The following is a 17,037-nucleotide window of genomic DNA, read 5'->3' on the forward strand; positions in this document are numbered from 1 at the left end:
CCGGACCATCCGGCGCAACCCTCGATAGGAGCTTGCCGCGGGGCGGGCCGCCCGTCACCTCAGGAGGCCGAACATAGGGTCTAGGGGAAACTTGATCAAACGTGGTCCAACTGAATAAGGCAACTCGCTTTAGCTGAACCGAACACCACGACGGCAACGTGCGCGCCTCAATCGTCCTTCAGAAGCCGCCATGGCTCAACTCCAAGCCCTACGGCAATTCGGGCGATATTATCGATGGACACGTTCCGCTCTGAACGCTCGACTCCGCTGAGGTAGGTTCGGTTAATGCCGCATTCGTAGGCAAGCGCCTCCTGACTAAGCCCACGCGCTGCCCTCAGGCGTCGCATGTTCTTCGCCAATACGTCTCGCAGCGGTCCTTTGTGCGTCAGCTTCACCGACACACATCCTGCGTATTGACGCCTTTAAGGCGACCGCTTTTAAGTTACATAATGAAGGAGACCGGAGAATTTGGAGCTACCGTCATGGGCAACTACGAGGCAATCATCTTAGAGCCGTTCCTGGAATCCTGCGGCCATTCTCCCGGAAGTTTCGGAGCGATAGGCTACCTAGCCGGCTACAGGTGCAGAGAAACCGGAGCTGTCTTATGCACGATTAATCTGCCTGCTGAACTAGTAGAAGCTGTTGTCATGAGCAGCGTGATCACATCGGCTGTCGTAACTCCGAGCGGCCAAGTCGAATCTTCGTTCGAATTCGTAAGGACCAAGTCACCGGCCCAGGTTCTTACGTCTGAGCCGATCGATGCTCTAGTGGCGCGTGCGCTTGCCCGAGATAGCCTTCGGCTTGAAGGTGCCACGGAACATGAACTGGAGCAGTTGCACGATCGACTTGGACGATCGCTGCACCTAGTCGCCGAATGCCTTCAGACGTTTCGCCAGGTCGGTTAGTGACAACACGTCAAGCGATCATTCAATCATCGGAAAAGGGACACTACGTCGAAGTAGAGCCACCCCCTCCCTTAAACATTTGGTCGCGATCGCTTGATCTCTGCTTTGCTCTCCTAAAAGCAACATCGCCGTCAAGAAATGCCTCGAGCATGAACGGTATCAGCTCAGCTACTTCCTCCTTGTTGCCGTAGGTCTCAGCATAGAACGCAGCATACTCGCGCAGCCTCTGCGCCAGGCCTGGCGTAAACACAACGTTCATCTTCACCGGCGTCCGATCAGGCAGCTTCGCAAGCTTCATCCCTTACCTGCCCTTCGCCATTGCCTGAACGTGCTGGTAAGGCTTCAGCACCAAGTCTTTCGAAACGATCACCCGCAGCGGCCATCCCGGCCGCACCGTGATCGTCGGCTGCACGTCAAGCTCACGCTCCACCAGACGCTGGCCAGCACGATTCGTCGTTTGCTGCGTGCTTTCCCGCAGCGCCTTGACGAGATCGCTCTCGTCATTGCCGATCGAGAGTTGTGTTCCTACCCCGATCAGGGTCGCCAGGGCCACGCCCTTGAGCAACTGCCATGTATGGAAGTCCACCTCATCCTCGAGACCGGCGTAGCCCGCGACGTCCGTGGCCGGAAGGTTCTCGATTACGATCGAATTGCCGTTCGGCAGGATGAGCCGTGTCCAGACGACCAGCGCCCGCTTCTGGCCGAAGGCCACGACGCTATCGTATTTGCCGACGAGCCGAGTTCCTTGCGGGATCAGGAGATGCTCTCCCGTTACCGTGTCGTAGACGTTCTCGGTAACCTGGCCGATGGTGGCCCCAGGCAGGTCCGAATTCAGCCCCGTGACGAGACTCGCCGGAATAATCGACCCCGCCATCACGGCATAGGTGGACGGCGGCGCTTTGAGCGCATGGGGATTGGCGGTTTCCGTTTCGGCCTTCGCACCCACAAAGGCAAGCTTTCGCGCCTGCGAGGAAGGAATGATTTCGCTGGACCTGTCGATCATCGCCTGCGCCGCCTTAGCCAGATCGGCAGCGGAAGGGCCGTTATCGGGAGCCGAAGGCCGGAACGCGGATGGCGAAGCCGCCGGCACTTCGGTCGTGCCAGTCTGCTTGCGCTTCTCCTGCTTCTCCGACAGGCGGACGAACAAGCCTGACTCCTTTGCTTGCTGGGCAATCCGCGTTTGCCTGATACGTTCGGCCCGTTCGGCATCTTCCTCCGGGTTGGTCCGGAAGCCCGCATCCGATGCCACGCCGGTCTTCTTTTCATTCTCGGCAAACGCGCGGCCGATGTCGCCCGGCGACGGCGGCCCAAGCCGCGGCGTGGATGGCGGCAGGTCCTGGTAGGACTTCGGCAGCTTGCTCAACCCCTCGGCGGTCTGCTTCCGGTCGGTATTGTAAAGCTCTGCCCGCTCCGCCGACTTGAACGGGCGGGGTCGGAGCGCAATGAGTGTCGCCCCGCCAATGAGCAGCGCGGCGACCGCGCAGCCGATCATCAGGGCGCGCCTGTTGAGGCGTCGAACGGGCCTCGGCCGTGCCCGCAATTCCAGCGGCTCCGGCGGATCCTGATCCAACCCCCTCGTCATGAGGCACCCCCGGTGCTGAAGAGCTGTGACACTGGCCGGGCATCGATGCGGATGATCCGGACGATGCGTTGCGGATTTTCGCCAAGGCGAAGCTCGGCGGCGCCGAACATCCGATCGACGATGTAGTAGGAGCCGCGAACCCGGTAGTTGACGAGGTTCGGCCGACCGTCTGATCCGGCCACGAACAAGGGCGGCGCCTCCCCCTGCGACAGGCCGGACGGCATCTGGATATAGACCTTGCGGCCGTCGTCGAAGGCGCGGAGCGGCCGCCACGGCGGATCGTCCCCTTCGATCCGATAGCGGAAATTCAGGCTGTCGAGCCGGACCCCGCGGTCGGCAATCCGCTCCTCGTTGTTCTGGGCAGCCGCGTTCTGCCTGTGAAGGGCGACGAGCGTATCCGTCGGATACGTCCAGGAGATCGACGCCATATAGGTCTGCTTGGTCGAGACGAGCTCGAGGTGATAGGCGCGCCGGTCAGTCAGGACCACAAGGTTGGTCTGGATGTCCGGCAACGTCGGTTTGACCAAGATGTGCACCCGCCGGGCGTTACCCTGCCCGCTCGCGGTATCACCAACCACCCAGCGGACCGTATCGCCTGTTGAGACGTCGATCAGTTCCTCGCCCGGCTGAAGCGCGATGGTCGAGACCTTCTCGGGGCTCGCATAGAGCCGGTAGAGCGCGCCCTCCGTCCAGGGATAGACCTGAATTGCGTTGATGTATCCGGCCCGCGTCGGCTCCATCCTCGCCGCCTTGTTCGCCTTGGCGATCGCCTGCTCCGGCGGCAGCTTTTCGCCCCTCTCGCCCTTTGTCGGATAGGGCTTCAATTGGCCAGGCAACGGCAGGATTTTGGGCGTTTCGACGATTTCGACCGGCTTTGGCGGGTCGGTCTCCGGAAGCGCCTTCTCAAAGGTCATCTCATCATAGGGCGGTTCAAGATTGAGCTTGGTGGCGCATCCGCCGAGCAGGAGCGACAAGGCGAGGATGGTGGCCGACGCGAGCTTGGTGGGGGCGGCAAACTTCATTTTGCGTCTCCGATGAGGTCACGCGACCAGTTGAGTGAATGGACGTAGAGGCCGAGGGGGTTTTTTCGCAGCGTCTCGACATCCGCAGGCGGCTTGAGAACCGTGGTGACGAGACCGGTGAAGCGCTCGGTTTTTGCGATCGAACCGTTCTCGAAGGTGTTCTCCCTCCACCGAATCTCGAAACTGTCGCCGGATGCACGCACCACGGAGGTGACTTCCGCAGTCACCGTCTTGGAGCCGATCTTCGTGAACGGATCGGTCTCGCGCGCATAGTCGTTCAACGCCTGTGCGCCACGGTCCGTGACGAAGTCGTAGGCGCGCAGCCAATTCATCCGAACAATGACTGGATCGATCGACAGCGAGCGAACGTTCTCGATGAACCGTGCGAGAAAATGCGCGATCTGCGCATCAGTCGGCTGGTAGGTTTCCAGCGCCAGCCCGACGGCGCGGACTTCGCCGAGCCGATCGACCTCGACCACGTAGGGAACGATACCCGAGCGGGCGATCTGGACAAAAATCGTCAATCCTAGTGCGCCGGACAGGCCGATCGCCGCCAGCGCCGCGAGCCGCCAGTTGCTCGCCTGTACGCGGGCGGAGCCGAGCCGCTCGTCCCAGACCTGGGCTGCCTTCTGGTACGGCGTGACTGGTTCCGGCGTCTCACCATATCGGACGGACACGCGCTGAAAGGGGTGAGCTGCCACGTCCTATTCCTCCCCCAGCTTCGGACCTGACGAATGCCCGCCTTTGTCACCCTCCTTCAGAGTATGGACGACGACCTGGGCAGCTTCCCTCGCGTGTCTCCGCGCCGGCGACGACGGCGCACTGCCCGCCCCTGAGGAAGCTGCACGGCTCGGAGTGCCGCCGCCCGCATTCGACAGCTGATCCGCCGCCAAGCTTCCGAGTGAAGTGCCTCCAGCCGAAGGGGTCCCCGTCAGCGATGCTGCGGAGCGGACGGCAGCCATTGACCCGCCTGCCGCGGCGCGTAAGCCCCCAACGGCTGCCGCTCCGCCGCCAATCACGACGGCTGCCGCACCCGCTACCGTTCCAGCCGCGGCCGCGGCGCCGAGCTGAGGCGCTCCTGAGACCAATCCCGCCGCGATCCCGGGACCGAAGATGCCGAGTCCAAACAGCGAAAGGGCCGCAAGCAACAGGCTCATGGCTGACACAATGTCGACCGGCCGCGTCAAGGTGCTCGCAAGCTGACCGAAGATGGTCGAGCCGATGCCGATGATGATGGCAAGAACCATCACCTTCACACCCGAGGCGACCACGTTGCCGAGCGTTCTTTCCGCCAGAAATGCGGTCTTTCCCCACAAGGCAAACGGCACCAGGATGAAGCTTGCGAGCGTCGTCAGCTTGAACTCGATCAGCGTGACGAAGAGCTGCACCGAGAGCACGAAGAACGCGAGCACGATCAGGATCCAGCAGAACAACAGGATCAGGATCGTCGGCAGGTTGGTCAGAACGTCAAAGCCGGAGAACTGGCCGGTCTCCTCCAGAAGAGGATGGGCGGCCGTAAAGCCGGCGGAGGCGACAAAGCCCGGCCGCGTCAGATCGGCAGCGCTTAAGCTCCCGCCTGATGCCTTCAGTCCGATGCCGGAGAAGGACGCAAAGACGATATCGGCAAGGCTCTTGAAGTTGCCGATGATGAACGCGAACGCGCCGACATAGAGCACCTTCTTGGCAAGCGCGACCAGGATATGGTCATCGGCACGGATGCTCCAGGCAAGTCCGGCAAGCGTCAGGTCGATGGCGATCAAGGTCGAGCTCAAGAACGAGACATCGCCGGACAGAAGACCAAAACCTGAATCGATGTAGCGCGAGAAGGTTTCGGTAAAGCGGTCAATGACGGACAGATCAGCCATATCGCCCTCGCCTACTTGCCGGCGGTGTAGGCATGGCCATCGCCGATGAAGCGGATGAAGCGCTCCTTCGCGGCGGCGGCTGACGCCTGCTGCTCGGCCGCTCGGAGCGTGTCCGCCCGCGCCTGGGTCGCCAGAAGTGCCTGGGTCTGCAACGACTGCTTGATCTGCAAAGCGAGCAGTTCGTTGCCAGACTGTTGGGCCTGCAGTGAGCCGATTGCGCCGGACGAATTCGTCATCAGCGTTCGAAGCGTCTGGCCGTCCTGGTCCAACGCGCCGACGATGGCCGATTGAAGCGTGAGCGACTGCTTCAATCCATCGTAGCTGTTGTCCCAACGCGCCGTCGCGTCCTGCACCATCCTGTCGGACGAGACGGCTGCCGCATACTGGCGCGGATAGAGCCGTTCAAAGTCCTGTTGGGTCTTCCGAACATCGAATGAGATGTTCTTTGCCTGACCGATCAGGCCGTTCATCTGATTGATCGTCGACGTGAGCTGACCGACGACGCTGGTCGGGAGGCTTGCAAGATTCTTGGCTTGATTGAGCAGCGACTGCGCCTGGTTTTGAAGGCTCCTGACCTGGTTGTTGATCTGCTCAAGGGCGCGAGCAGCCGTGAGGAGATTTTGGCTGTAGTTCGATGGATCGAATACGACGACTTGCGCCCCAAGCCGGTGCGACCCGTTCACTGCAATGACGAGAGACAGCGCTATGGCGGCGGTGGCCTTTTGCGTCCGGCATGAGATAGGTGCGCCGAAGATCTTCAGCATGGCAAGCTCCTTAAACGTTGGGTTGGGCTCAGGTTTTGCGGGCTTGTTCGAAGGTGCTGATCAGGTTCGCGGCCCAGTGCAGGTCTCGTTCGGCGAGATAGCGCTTGGCAAAGTGATGGGGGCCAAAGCGGGACAGAACCGCATCTATCGCCCGTTGATCTTCAGGCGAGGATGTCGCGACCAGGGCGAGCGCTACCGGACCGAGGCCCAATTCGAACAGGCGGTTGCCGGCGCGGGACTGCAGATAATAGTCGCGCTTGGGAAAGGCTTCCGCGATCAGGCGGACCTGCGTGTCGTTCAAGCCGAACCGGCAGTAGGTCTCTGTCTGCGTCGGCTCCAGTGCGCGGGGGTTCGGCAGGAATATCCGGCTTGGACAGGATTCGATGATGGCAGGGGCAATCTGGCTGTCAGCAATATCCGCTAGCGACTGGGTCGCAAAAATGACGGCCACGTTCTTCTTGCGCAGCGTCTTCAGCCATTCGCGGATTCGGCTTGCGAAAAGCGGGTCATCCAGAAACACCCAGGCCTCATCGAGAACCAGCAAGGTGGGCCGGCCGTCGAAGCGGTCTTCGAGGGTATGGAACAGATAGGTGAGAACGGGCGCGACCAGGCCCGGCAAGGCCATCAGTTCTTCCATCTCGAAGGTGAGCACGTCTGCGCCGGACAAACGGTCGGCGTCTGCATCGAGGAAACGGCCGTAAGGTCCTTCCAGCGTGTAGGGTTGCAGCGCCTGCCGCAATGCGTCGCGGGCCAGCAGCGCGACGAGCCCTGTCATCGTCCGCTGCGAGACCGGCGCAGAGCCGAGGCTCCTCAGCGCCGACCAGAGCGTCTCCTTGACCTCGGGCGTGACGGTCACCCGCTCATGGGCGAGCACGCCGCAAAGCCAGTCGAGCGCCCATAGCCTTGCGCCCTCCTCTGCGACATCTTTCAGCGGCTGAAAGGCGATGCCGCCCTTGGCGCCGAGCTCATACCAGGCGCCCGACAGGGCGAGCGTGGTCGCGCGCGCCGAGCGGCCCTTGTCAAACGTGATCAGCTGCGCATCCGGATAGCGGCGGAACTGAAGAGCCAGCATCGAGAGCAGCACGGACTTCCCCGCTCCGGTCGGACCGACAATGATGGTGTGTCCGACATCGCCGGCATGGAGCGACAACCGGAACGGGGTCGCACCCCTGGTCTTAGCGATCAGGAGCGGCGGCCCGTCGAGGTGCTCGCACCGCTCGGGTCCGGCCCACACCGCCGATAACGGACACATGTGGGCAAGATTGAGCGTGTGAACGATCGGCTGGCGGATATTGGCATAGGCTTGTCCCGGCAGACCGCCAAGCCAGGCCTCTACCGCATTGATGCTTTCGCGGATGACCGTGAAACCGCGGCTATTGATCACCCGTTCGACGGCGCGGATCTTCTCGTCCGCCTGCCGCGCATCCTCATCACTCACGGTGACGGTCGTGGTGACGTAACCGAAGGCAACCAGATCGTCGCCAAGCTCGGACAGCGCGGCATCGGCATCAAGAGCCTTGTTGCTGGCATCGGTGTCGAGCAGCGCCGCCTGCTCGTTGAACATGACTTCCTTCAGGATCGCCGCAAGCGACTTCCGTTTGGCAAACCATTGCCGGCGGTAACGCGACAGCGTCGCGTTCGCCTGCGTGCGATCGAGCGGAAGGAACCGTGTTGCCCAGCGATAGGCCACGCCAAGCCGGTTCAATTCATCAAGCAGCCCGGGAAAGGTGACTGCCGGAAACCCAAGCACTGTCAGCGCGCGAAGATGACTTCGCCCGATTGCCGGCGACAATCCTCCGGTCAGCGGCTCGTCGCTCAGAAAGCAATCGAGATAGGCCGGTATCTCGGGAACGTTGACCGGATGTCGCTTGGTCGAGACGCAGCCATGAAGGTAGGTCAGCGTCTCCGCATCGTCGAGAGGCCAGATCTCGGGCAAGACCGATAAGAGCAGGTCGATCGCCCGGTCGGTCTCCTGGATGAAGCGTTCGAGATGCTCCCGGTAACGCTCCGCGCTGTTTTCAGGTCCCTGCTCTGCCTCGGTGTCGCCATCTCCGGTGCCATCATTCACCGAACGTTCGTCCACATCGGCATCGACCGTTGATTGACCGCGACGGCCACGCCGGCCTCCGTTCGTCGCGCCTTTCCTCCCCCTCGCGCGCTCGAGGAACAGGCCCTCCAGGCGCGAGATCGTTTCGGCCGGCGGCAAATACATCAAGGTGAGATGCAGCACGCTTTCGAAGTGCTGCCCGCGGGGACGCGAGGGATCATCCCAGGCGAGATCGGCAGCCGCCTCAAAAGCGGTACGCCGTTCCTCATCGACCAGCCAGGACACCGGGTCGGGAAACTCCGAGCGCGGATACTCGCCGGCCGGGATGCGCGTTGCATCGAAGAACAGCGCCCATCCCGAACCGAACCGCTTCAGGACGTTGTTGACGCGTGAGACCACGCTCATCAGCTCGGCCTCGGTCGCACTGTCAAGGTCCGGTCCGCGGTAGCGTATCGTGCGTTGAAAGCTGCCGTCCTTATTCAGGATCACGCCGGGAGCCACCAGGCACGCCCAGGGCAGCCAATCGGCAAGGTGATACGCGTGGCTGCGAAATTCTCTCAAGTTCAGCATGCAAGCCGGCCTTTGTGCTTGGTGTGACGGATGGCGACTTCGACAAAGGCGGGATCGCGTTTGGCGAGCCAGACGGCGGTGCCGTGTCCGATGATCCAGAGCACAAGGCCCGCCAGCCAAAGCCGCAAACCGAGCGCCAGCACCGCCGACAGCGTGCCGATCAGGATGGCGGCGGCGCGCGGCGCGCCGCCGATCAGAATGGGTTCCGTCAACGAGCGGTGGAGCACGAGTTCGAATCCTTCCGCGCGCATCAGATCAGCGCTCCGCCGCCGAACGAGAAGAACGAAAGAAAGAACGAGCTGGCGGCAAAGGCGATCGAAAGGCCGAACACGACCTGGACCATGCGCCGAAAGCCGCCGGAGGTGTCGCCGAACGCGAGCGATATGCCGGTCACGGTGATGATGATGACGGCGACGATCTTGGCGACGGGCCCCTGCACGGATTCGAGGACACGCTCGAGCGGAGCTTCCCAGGGCATGCCCGAGCCGGCGGCGTGCGCCGCTGATGTGGGGAGGAGCATGCACGCGGCAGACGCGCCGAGTTCAATCAGAGAGCGCCGGCCGGTTGGCCGGACGCAAAGGCGCGAACGCACGTGTGGACGCAGTCGAGTGAGCATTTTGCCAGTCTCCGTTGATCAGGGACGGTGGGCGGTGTTTGGAAGTCCGGGCGGAGTTTCGAGCAGGTAGTCGCCGGACGGATCGAGGCCCTTGAGCTCGGCGATGGCCTCGATGCGGCGTGCGGGCCCCCGCCCCTTGATGAAGACGATCAAGTCGATCGCCTCGGCAATCAGCCGGCGCGGCACGGTCGCGACCGCTTCCTGGATCAATTGCTCGATCCGGTAGAGTGCCGCCCGCGCCGAATTGGCGTGGACCGTGGCGATGCCGCCGGGGTGCCCGGTGTTCCAGGCTTTCAGCATGTCGAGGGCTTCGGCCCCTCTGACCTCGCCGACGATGATGCGGTCGGGCCGCAGGCGCAGCGTCGAGCGCACGAGATCGGCCAAACTCGCCACGCCCGGCTTGGTCCGCAAGGTCACGGCATCCTTTGCATCGCAGCGCAGCTCGCGGGTGTCTTCGATGATGACCACCCGCTCCTCAAGGCTTGCGATTTCCGCAAGCAGCGCATTGGCAAGCGTGGTCTTGCCCGAGCCGGTGCCGCCGGCGATCAGGATGCTGCGCCCTTCGCTGACGGCTGCCGTCAGCACCTTCGCCATCACCGGCGAGGCGATCTGCGCCTTGACGTAGTCGGACAGGCGGAACGTGGTCGTTGCCGGCTTCCGGATCGCAAAGCACGGCGCTAGCGAAACCGGCGGCAAGACGCCTTCAAAGCGCTCACCCGTTTCGGGTAGTTCCGCCGAGATGATCGGAGACGAACCGCTTGCTTCCGCCCGTACGTGGCTGGCAACCAGGCGAATGATCCGCTCCGACTCCTGCGGCGTCAGAACGACGCCGGTGTCCGCGCGACCCGTTCCATGCCGGTCGAGCCAGAGCTTCCCGTCAGGATTGACCATGACCTCGACGACGTCGGCCTCCTCCAAGGCGAGCGCGATCGCCGGGCCCATCGCGGTCCGCAGCATGCCGCGACGTCGTTCGCGGGTCTCGGGCGAGAGGAGATCAGACATTGCCGACCTCCTCTCGCCCAGCCGGAGAACGCTCCGGCGGCTCGCCCGTCGCGCTCTGCGAGCGGGATCCGGTATTGCCGGTTTGAGCGGCGCCCAGAGGAGCGCCCTCCTCGAGGTTCCGCACAAAGAGATCCGGTTTCGACGTGCTGACGCGATCCATCACGTCGGCAACAAGCCGGCCGCCGGAGGCGACGCGCTTGCCGACCTGGGCGACAAACATCTCGAACCGCTCGCGGCCGAGCGCGCGCGCTGCGTCCTGATCTCCCGAAGGCAGCGGCGGGGTGATGGTCAGGTAGTAGCGGATGAAGAGCGCGATGGTCTCGGCCACGACGGAAAGGTCGCGATCGGCTCGCTCCAACTGCCGGCTCATCCGATCCAGCCTTCGGATCAGCGCCGCATCGCCGCTGGTGTCCCGCTCCGGATTGAGGAAACGGTCCAGCGCGGCATCCACGATGGCCGACTTGTTCGTTCCGGGGCGTCTGGCCGCGAGTTCGAGCCGCTGTGCCACGCTTTCGGAGACATAGGCCGACAGTTTTGGTTTCATCGGAAGGGGCTCCTCAGAACGCGGGGAGAAGATCGTCGTCGTCGCGGGTGACGGCGTGGGCGCGACGCACCGCGCCGGAGGTGGCTGCCGCTTGCTGCATCTGGCTGCGATCGGCAGCTACGTCGGCATCATCGTCGAGCAATCGCTCCTCGTTGGCCCGCGTGTCGTTCGCCGCAGGGGCGGGCTCATCGAACAGCGTGAGTTGCTGCTTGAGCCCTCCCTCCTCGTCCGTCGCCTGCATGAGCTGGCGATACGGCAGGGTTGCAAGGCGAAGGTCGACGGCGCTGGTCCGGCCATTCCAATCGTCAGGGCGTGCCGCCGGGCGGTCGACATAGTCGTCGCTCGTCAGCGTCGGCGGCTTGCGCAGGCGTCCGACAAAGTTTGCGTCCTCATAGTGCTTAAGCTTGATCGCTCGCACCGGTGCCAGACCCGAAACAAGCACAATGGCCTGATCGGACGGCAACTGCATCACTTCGCCGGGCGTGAGCAGCGGCCGCGCGGTCTCCTGACGGCTGACCATGACGTGGCCGAGCCAGGGGGCCAGTCGATGGCCCGCATAATTGCGCTGCGCACGCAGCTCGGTCGCGGTGCCGAGCGCATCCGAGATGCGCCTGGCCGTGCGCTCATCATTGGCGGCAAAGGCAATACGGACGTGGCAATTGTCCAGGATCGCATTGTTCTCGCCATAGGCTTTTGCGATCTGGTTGAGCGACTGCGCGATCAGATAGGCGCGGATGCCGTAGCCGGCCATGAACGCGAGCGCGCTTTCGAAGAAATCGAGCCGGCCGAGCGCGGGAAACTCATCCAGCATCATCAAAAGCTGGCGACGGCTGTCATCACCCGCCTTCGTGTTCAGCGCCTCCGTCAAGCGGCGGCCGATCTGATTGAGGATCAGCCGGATCAAGGGTTTGGTGCGGCTGATGTCCGACGGCGGCACGACCAGATAGAGCGTGACGGGCTTGTCGGCCCTGACGAGATCGGCAATGCGCCAGTCGCAGCTTTCGGTGTTGCGGCTGACGATGGGGTCGCGGTAAAGCCCAAGGAAACTGACGGCGGTCGATAGAACCCCGGACCGTTCGTTCTCGGATTTGTTGAGCAGCTCCCGCGCGGTGGCGGCGACCACGGGGTGGACTTTGGGTTCAGTCTCGGTCCCTACGTGATTGGTCGCCATCATGATCCGCAGCGTCTTCTCAAAGGACTGCGCGGGATCGGCGAGGATTTCCGTGACGCGGGTGAGCGTCTTCTGCTTCTCGGCGTAGAGGACGTGAAGGATGATGCCGACCAGCAGCGAATGGCTGGTCTTTTCCCAATGGGTCCGGCGTTCGAGCGCACCTTCCGGGTCGACGAGGATGTCGGCGATGTTTTGGACATCGCGCACCTCCGCCGCTCCCTTGCGCACCTCGAGCAGCGGATTGTAGCGGGCGCTCTTCGGGTCGGTCGGATTGAACAGCAGGCAATGCGAGAAGCTCGAGCGCCAGCCGGCCGTGAGCTCCCAGTTTTCGCCCTTGATGTCGTGAACCACCGCCGACGACGTCCAGGACAACAGTGTCGGCAGCACGAGCCCGACGCCCTTGCCCGAGCGCGTCGGGGCAAAGCACATCACGTGCTCCGGCCCATCATGGCGCAAATAGTTGTTCTCAACGCGCCCGAGAAACACGCCCTCAGGCGTGAACAGGCCGGCTGTCTTGATCTCCTTGGCCGTAGCCCAGCGCGCCGAGCCGTACGTCGTCACCAGCTGGTTCTGCCGCGCCCGCCACACCGAATTGACGATCGCAAACAGCGCGCCCGCGATCCCGCCGGCCGCGGCAATGGTTCCGCCCTCTTCGAAGATTTCGGGTGCGTAGGCTTCATAGGCAAACCACCATTCGAACAAGCGCCAGGGCAAATAGATCGGATAGCCTGAAAGCGAGAACCACGGTTCACCAAGCCGCTCCTGGAATCCGAGAGCTGCTGCCGTCCATTGCGTCGCACCCCACGTTGACGCGACAACGATGCCGAACACGACCACGATCTGACCGACATAGATTTTTGCTGGAAACATTCGGCTCGCCCCATTCACCGCACGGCGCGATGAAAAGGGCGAACGGACTTCGTGTTCAATCGAAATAAAAAATCGCGCAGTCAGCGAGCGCGATTTCGATCAAGCTTTGTACAAGCAGAGAATTTTCGATCATGATCGAGACAGCCTCAGCAAATGCTTCAACAGCCCGTGAGCCATTGGTCCAAACAGGATTTCGCTGATGGTTCGCTTCTCGAATGCTCGCAAGTGGCTCGCCTCAACATCGAAACAAGGTGCGCGAGTCGCTTCGGCGAACGATCGCAGGCGCATCTGGTCTACGTGGCGTTAATCGTGCCTAGCCGGGGATGCCGTGAAGTCAGAGGTGTTAAAACACCTCCAAACGGAGTTGCGAAAGTTGACAAAGTTGCTCTTCCCCCCTATATTTGCCGTGGAGTTCAGCTCATGTCAAAGACACAGTCGAAGCCTTCCAGTACCAAAAGTCCGTCCGTTCACGACGACGGCGTGATGATGGTGCTTAAGCACAAGCCGGCCGCTCTGAAGAACCTCGCTCTTCCCGCTGACGCTCAAGTCGCGATCGTTTCCAAAAGCGCAACGGCTCTGCAGAAAGTCCGTGAGCGCAACAAGCAGCTGGCTGGTCAAGCATTCCGGTTCTTCTCCGAAGCCGGGAAAAAAACGGCTGTCGTCAACAAGGAGGCGTTCGCGCCCGACGCTCGCGCTCTCGCTGTCCTCGAGGGAGTCCGCATTGCGCAGGAGGACCTCCGGCGATCAGGGGGTGCCTACGATCTGGACCAGGTCAGAACGCTCCTGCGGGGCATCTCTCGGCAGGCCATCGACAAGCGCGTGCAAGAGGGCAGCCTCCTTGCTGTTCCCGGTCCGAGCAATCACAAAAGCTTTCCAACCCTTCAGTTCAACTCAGACGGCACTGTCGTCGAGGGCCTCAAGTCCGTTCGTGAGGCTCTGCCGACCAGCAATCCCTGGACCGCCCTGAATTTTCTGGCTCAGCCTGATGATCGGCTGAATGGCCGTAGACCCATCGATCTGCTCAAGGAAGGCAAAATCGACCTCGTGGTTGAGGCCGCCCGGCGAATGGCCCAGCAAGGCGCTTGAGTGCACCGCTGCCGCCGGACGATCTGGCTCGCCGTCGTCCCCGCTTGGTCCGACTGCGGCGGGGGACCGTCATTCATCGGTTTTACTCGGCCGAGTACGATCCGATCTTTTTCGACACGTCGCGTCTGGGCCGGCTGAACGCTCCTGACGGGAGCTACGGCGTTCTCTATGCCGCTCGGGAAGCATATGGCGCATTCGCAGAGACGTTCCTCCGCGTGCCGGGACGAACTCTGATTGATGCCGGCCTGCTCCGGCGCAAAGCATACGTCCGGCTCGAAATTGCAGCAGACCTTGAGCTGATCGGGCTCGCAGGCCCCTCACTTGCGATCCTCGGCGCGACTGCCGAGGTGGTACATGGCGGGCTGCCTTACGACGCGCCGCAGATCTGGTCGAAGGCGCTATTCGACCATCCGCTTCGTCCCGACGGCATCGCCTACTACGCCCGCCACGACGACGAAGGCCTTTGCTACGCGATCTTTGACCGCGCGCGCAGCTCGGTCCGAGAGATCGACCGGGAGACCAACCTGGATCAGGATTGGTTCTGGCAGCTCGCGCGGCGATACAAGGTCGGACTGGCGCCCGGCTGACTCTCGTCGAAGCCGGCCAATTCGCAAAGGCAATTTGGGCCGCGATGGGCATGCCCGTGAGCTGACGAACCAAGTTGGTTGGGGCGGCATCACTCACCCTTCGGCCGAACCGCCCGAAACTGACTGCAAGGGCAAGTTATACTGTTTTCGCAAGAATAGTATAACCATCAATGATTTCCGAATTTTAGCGCGTGTTCCTCAGACAGCATCTCGCGAATCGCCTGCGGGCAATTGGAACTAGCCAAAAACCGGCGAGCGCCGGGCCAAAAACGGTACGGCTCTTGGACTAGCGCCCGATGCCCCGTTTCATTCCGATCGACCAGGAAATCCCCTCCCCGCCAACGCTGCCCGTGACGAGCTGACCACGAGCGCGCTCCAAGACCGGCCGCCATGGCACGAGCGCAAAATCATGCGAACGCTCGATCATAGCGAATCGTCCGCTGTTCAGCGTCAGCATCCGCCGGTACATGCCAGTGACCTTGTCGCCGGCCTTGACCTCGAAATACTCAAGTCCTGTTCGGGCGGAAATATCCGCTGCAGTCCGGGCAAGTTCACGGGTCTGCAACGTCCGTAGCAAATCCCGTGCATAGCGCACCTGACCATCCTGCTCACGGGCCAGCCCCTGCTCCATCAGCCATTGGCGCCTCGCCCGCAGCGCCGTCTCGACTTCCGCCCCCATTCCGGTCGATCCAAGAGCCTCGGGCGCTTTGGCCAGGAGCTGGCGATCGAGCCAGGTCGCCCCCACGTTTTGCGGCAGGTCCTGAAGACCTTGCCACGACAGCACTGCAATGCGAACTGGATTGCGTGAACGGTGGAGCGCCTCATATCGGAGCGCCCGGTCAAGATAATCCGCGCCAACGCGCCAGCTGCCGTCAGCGAGCCTGTCCACCATCCCTTCGCGCCGCAGCGCTTCCAGCCGGCGCACGTGGGATGCGACATACTCGCCCGATGCTTGTGGGTCGAACTGAGAGTGCAGGTGCTCGCTGTAGATGCCATGCTGGGCAGCGGCGATCTTCGCGATGGTGCGGTCGATCTGCCGCGGCTCGGCCGGACCAGACCTGAGTTCGACGATGGTAGTGCGGACAGGCGGCTCGTCATTGGCGGCAAGAGTACCAATCTCGGCATAGTGCGCTCGTCCGTCGATCCCATCGAGCACCACATAGCGGCGCTCCCTCAATTCATCCGAGAATCCTTCGCCTACGATCCTTCCGATCAGGCGCTGGCCGCCCTGCTCCGGATCGAAGATCGCGTAACTGCTTCCTGCCCGCGAAAGTCCTGCTGCGCCAAGCTCCCGATGCATGGTCTTGATGATGTCGCCGCGTTCACCCATGCGCCTGAGCTTTGGTTCGAGCTCAGGATCGATCCGCCATCGACCAGGGCTTTCCTCTTCCGCCAGGCCCATCCGCTCGAGGGTTCGCAGCCGCCCCATCCGGGCCGCCTGCCAGGCGGGTTCGCTGGCGGGTCGTGCGCTGAGGCCGAGCCTCCCATCGACCACATCGCGCAGGATGGCGCGATCGAGGCGCGTGAATCGCTCGGCGGCGATCTCCTGCCCAAGTTTGTGCGCGGCTTCGATGTCCGTCTCCGGTCCGAGCTCGCGGGTGATGAGATCCGACGCCCGCGCTCGCAAGCCGTGAGCAATATAGTCGCGGGCGATGACGAGGTCTTCTCCTGCGTCATCCTTGCCGCGCAGGACGATGTGGCTGTGGGGATGACCGGTGTTGAAATGATCTACCGCGACCCAGTCGAGCTTGGTTCCGAGGTCCTGCTCCATTTGCCGCATCAGGTCGCGGATGAAGGACTTCAGATCCGATAACTCGGCGCTATCTTCTGGCGCCACGATGAAGCGAAACTGATGGCGGTCCCCACCGCTTCGCTCGGTGAACGCCTTGCCATCGGCGCGGTCGTTTCCCGCATCATAGAGCTCGCCCGGCTCGCCGGTGCGCGTGACGCCGTCGCGCTGCACATAGCGTAGGTGCGCGCGGATAGCGCTCGTCTCGCCTGCTTTGATGCGCACGATGCGCGTCTTGATCACGACGCGACGCTGTCCTGCATGCCGACCCCGCCCGGCGAGGACCGTACCTTGCGCACCACCGCGACCGATGCGGGCACCAGTGAACGACGAAGCTCGCCGGGAGCTGGGAACCGCCTTCTGCGCCTCCTGGCGGACACGACGCAGATAGCTCGTCGCTCGCGTTGCTTTGCGGTTACCGATCCGCCCGAGCTTCACTTCGAATTCATCGTCGATCTCTTTCATGGCAGGCGCTCGCAACCAGGAGAGCTGCCGATATGTGGCGCATCCGTCGCCGTGCCAAGACGCAGACGCGGCACACCAAGGACGCCATCACATTGCAACTGGTTTGGCGACACGGCGCGCCGTTCGAGCGCCAAATCTTGGATGTGCAGACA

Annotated in this window: 16 protein-coding genes; 2 read left to right on the forward strand and 14 right to left on the reverse strand. The window is 62.7% G+C overall.

The window, feature by feature from the left end; translation table 11 throughout:
- Positions 1-167: 167 nt before the first annotated feature.
- From AC5ZG5_RS42510 to AC5ZG5_RS42570, 13 genes are all read right to left on the reverse strand, one after another.
- On the reverse strand, positions 168-347 hold the full coding sequence (locus AC5ZG5_RS42510; RefSeq protein ID WP_210284462.1) for a helix-turn-helix domain-containing protein: 180 nt from the start codon (positions 345-347) through the stop codon (positions 168-170).
- A 601-nt stretch (positions 348-948) separates the two neighbouring features.
- A complete protein-coding gene (locus tag AC5ZG5_RS42515) occupies positions 949-1,203 on the reverse strand; it encodes a DUF2274 domain-containing protein (RefSeq protein WP_456646620.1) in 255 nt (84 codons plus the stop codon).
- Positions 1,204-1,206: 3 nt separating this feature from the next.
- Positions 1,207-2,487, reverse strand: coding sequence for a TraB/TrbI/VirB10 family type IV secretion system protein (locus AC5ZG5_RS42520; RefSeq protein WP_456646619.1), 1,281 nt, complete (start codon positions 2,485-2,487; stop codon positions 1,207-1,209).
- Positions 2,484-3,509, reverse strand: a complete 1,026-nt coding sequence (gene trbG, locus AC5ZG5_RS42525; RefSeq protein ID WP_456646618.1) for a P-type conjugative transfer protein TrbG — start codon at positions 3,507-3,509, stop codon at positions 2,484-2,486. The genes AC5ZG5_RS42520 and trbG overlap by 4 nt, the downstream gene beginning before the upstream one ends.
- Entirely contained in the window at positions 3,506-4,210 is a 705-nt protein-coding gene (gene trbF / locus AC5ZG5_RS42530) for a conjugal transfer protein TrbF (protein WP_456646617.1), read from the reverse strand. The genes trbG and trbF overlap by 4 nt, the downstream gene beginning before the upstream one ends.
- Before the next feature lie 3 nt (positions 4,211-4,213).
- Complete coding sequence (gene trbL / locus AC5ZG5_RS42535; RefSeq protein ID WP_456646616.1) at positions 4,214-5,374, reverse strand: P-type conjugative transfer protein TrbL; 1,161 nt, start codon at positions 5,372-5,374, stop codon at positions 4,214-4,216.
- A gap of 11 nt (positions 5,375-5,385) precedes the next feature.
- A complete protein-coding gene (gene trbJ / locus AC5ZG5_RS42540) occupies positions 5,386-6,138 on the reverse strand; it encodes a P-type conjugative transfer protein TrbJ (protein ID WP_456646615.1) in 753 nt (250 codons plus the stop codon).
- Between the two features lie 28 nt (positions 6,139-6,166).
- Positions 6,167-8,755: a conjugal transfer protein TrbE gene (gene trbE, locus AC5ZG5_RS42545; RefSeq protein WP_456646614.1), complete on the reverse strand. Its 2,589-nt coding sequence runs from the start codon at positions 8,753-8,755 to the stop codon at positions 6,167-6,169.
- On the reverse strand, positions 8,749-9,006 hold the full coding sequence (locus AC5ZG5_RS42550; RefSeq protein WP_456646613.1) for a VirB3 family type IV secretion system protein: 258 nt from the start codon (positions 9,004-9,006) through the stop codon (positions 8,749-8,751). The genes trbE and AC5ZG5_RS42550 overlap by 7 nt, the downstream gene beginning before the upstream one ends.
- Positions 9,006-9,275: a TrbC/VirB2 family type IV secretion system protein gene (locus tag AC5ZG5_RS42555; protein WP_456646612.1), complete on the reverse strand. Its 270-nt coding sequence runs from the start codon at positions 9,273-9,275 to the stop codon at positions 9,006-9,008. Before AC5ZG5_RS42555 ends, AC5ZG5_RS42550 begins: the two co-directional genes overlap by 1 nt.
- Positions 9,276-9,389: 114 nt before the next feature.
- Positions 9,390-10,373 (reverse strand): P-type conjugative transfer ATPase TrbB, encoded by a 984-nt coding sequence (trbB, locus tag AC5ZG5_RS42560; protein ID WP_456646611.1) that lies wholly within the window; start codon positions 10,371-10,373, stop codon positions 9,390-9,392.
- Complete coding sequence (locus tag AC5ZG5_RS42565; protein WP_456646610.1) at positions 10,366-10,917, reverse strand: CopG family transcriptional regulator; 552 nt, start codon at positions 10,915-10,917, stop codon at positions 10,366-10,368. The genes trbB and AC5ZG5_RS42565 overlap by 8 nt, the downstream gene beginning before the upstream one ends.
- A 13-nt stretch (positions 10,918-10,930) precedes the next feature.
- The gene (locus tag AC5ZG5_RS42570) at positions 10,931-12,958 is read right to left on the reverse strand and encodes a conjugal transfer protein TraG (protein ID WP_456646609.1); all 2,028 of its coding nucleotides are present in this window, start codon (positions 12,956-12,958) and stop codon (positions 10,931-10,933) included.
- Positions 12,959-13,378: 420 nt separating this feature from the next.
- Between AC5ZG5_RS42570 and AC5ZG5_RS42575 the strand changes: the two genes are divergently transcribed.
- Together AC5ZG5_RS42575 and AC5ZG5_RS42580 are read left to right on the forward strand one after the other, a co-directional pair.
- Positions 13,379-14,044: a hypothetical protein gene (locus tag AC5ZG5_RS42575; protein ID WP_456646608.1), complete on the forward strand. Its 666-nt coding sequence runs from the start codon at positions 13,379-13,381 to the stop codon at positions 14,042-14,044.
- On the forward strand, positions 14,041-14,631 hold the full coding sequence (locus AC5ZG5_RS42580; RefSeq protein ID WP_456646607.1) for an RES family NAD+ phosphorylase: 591 nt from the start codon (positions 14,041-14,043) through the stop codon (positions 14,629-14,631). The genes AC5ZG5_RS42575 and AC5ZG5_RS42580 overlap by 4 nt, the downstream gene beginning before the upstream one ends.
- Positions 14,632-14,917: 286 nt before the next feature.
- Here the strand turns inward: AC5ZG5_RS42580 and rlxS are convergent, their stop codons facing one another.
- The gene (gene rlxS, locus AC5ZG5_RS42585; protein WP_456646606.1) at positions 14,918-16,885 is read right to left on the reverse strand and encodes a relaxase/mobilization nuclease RlxS; all 1,968 of its coding nucleotides are present in this window, start codon (positions 16,883-16,885) and stop codon (positions 14,918-14,920) included.
- Positions 16,886-17,037: the final 152 nt, after the last annotated feature.

This window comes from Bradyrhizobium sp. Ses1 (assembly GCF_059512365.1).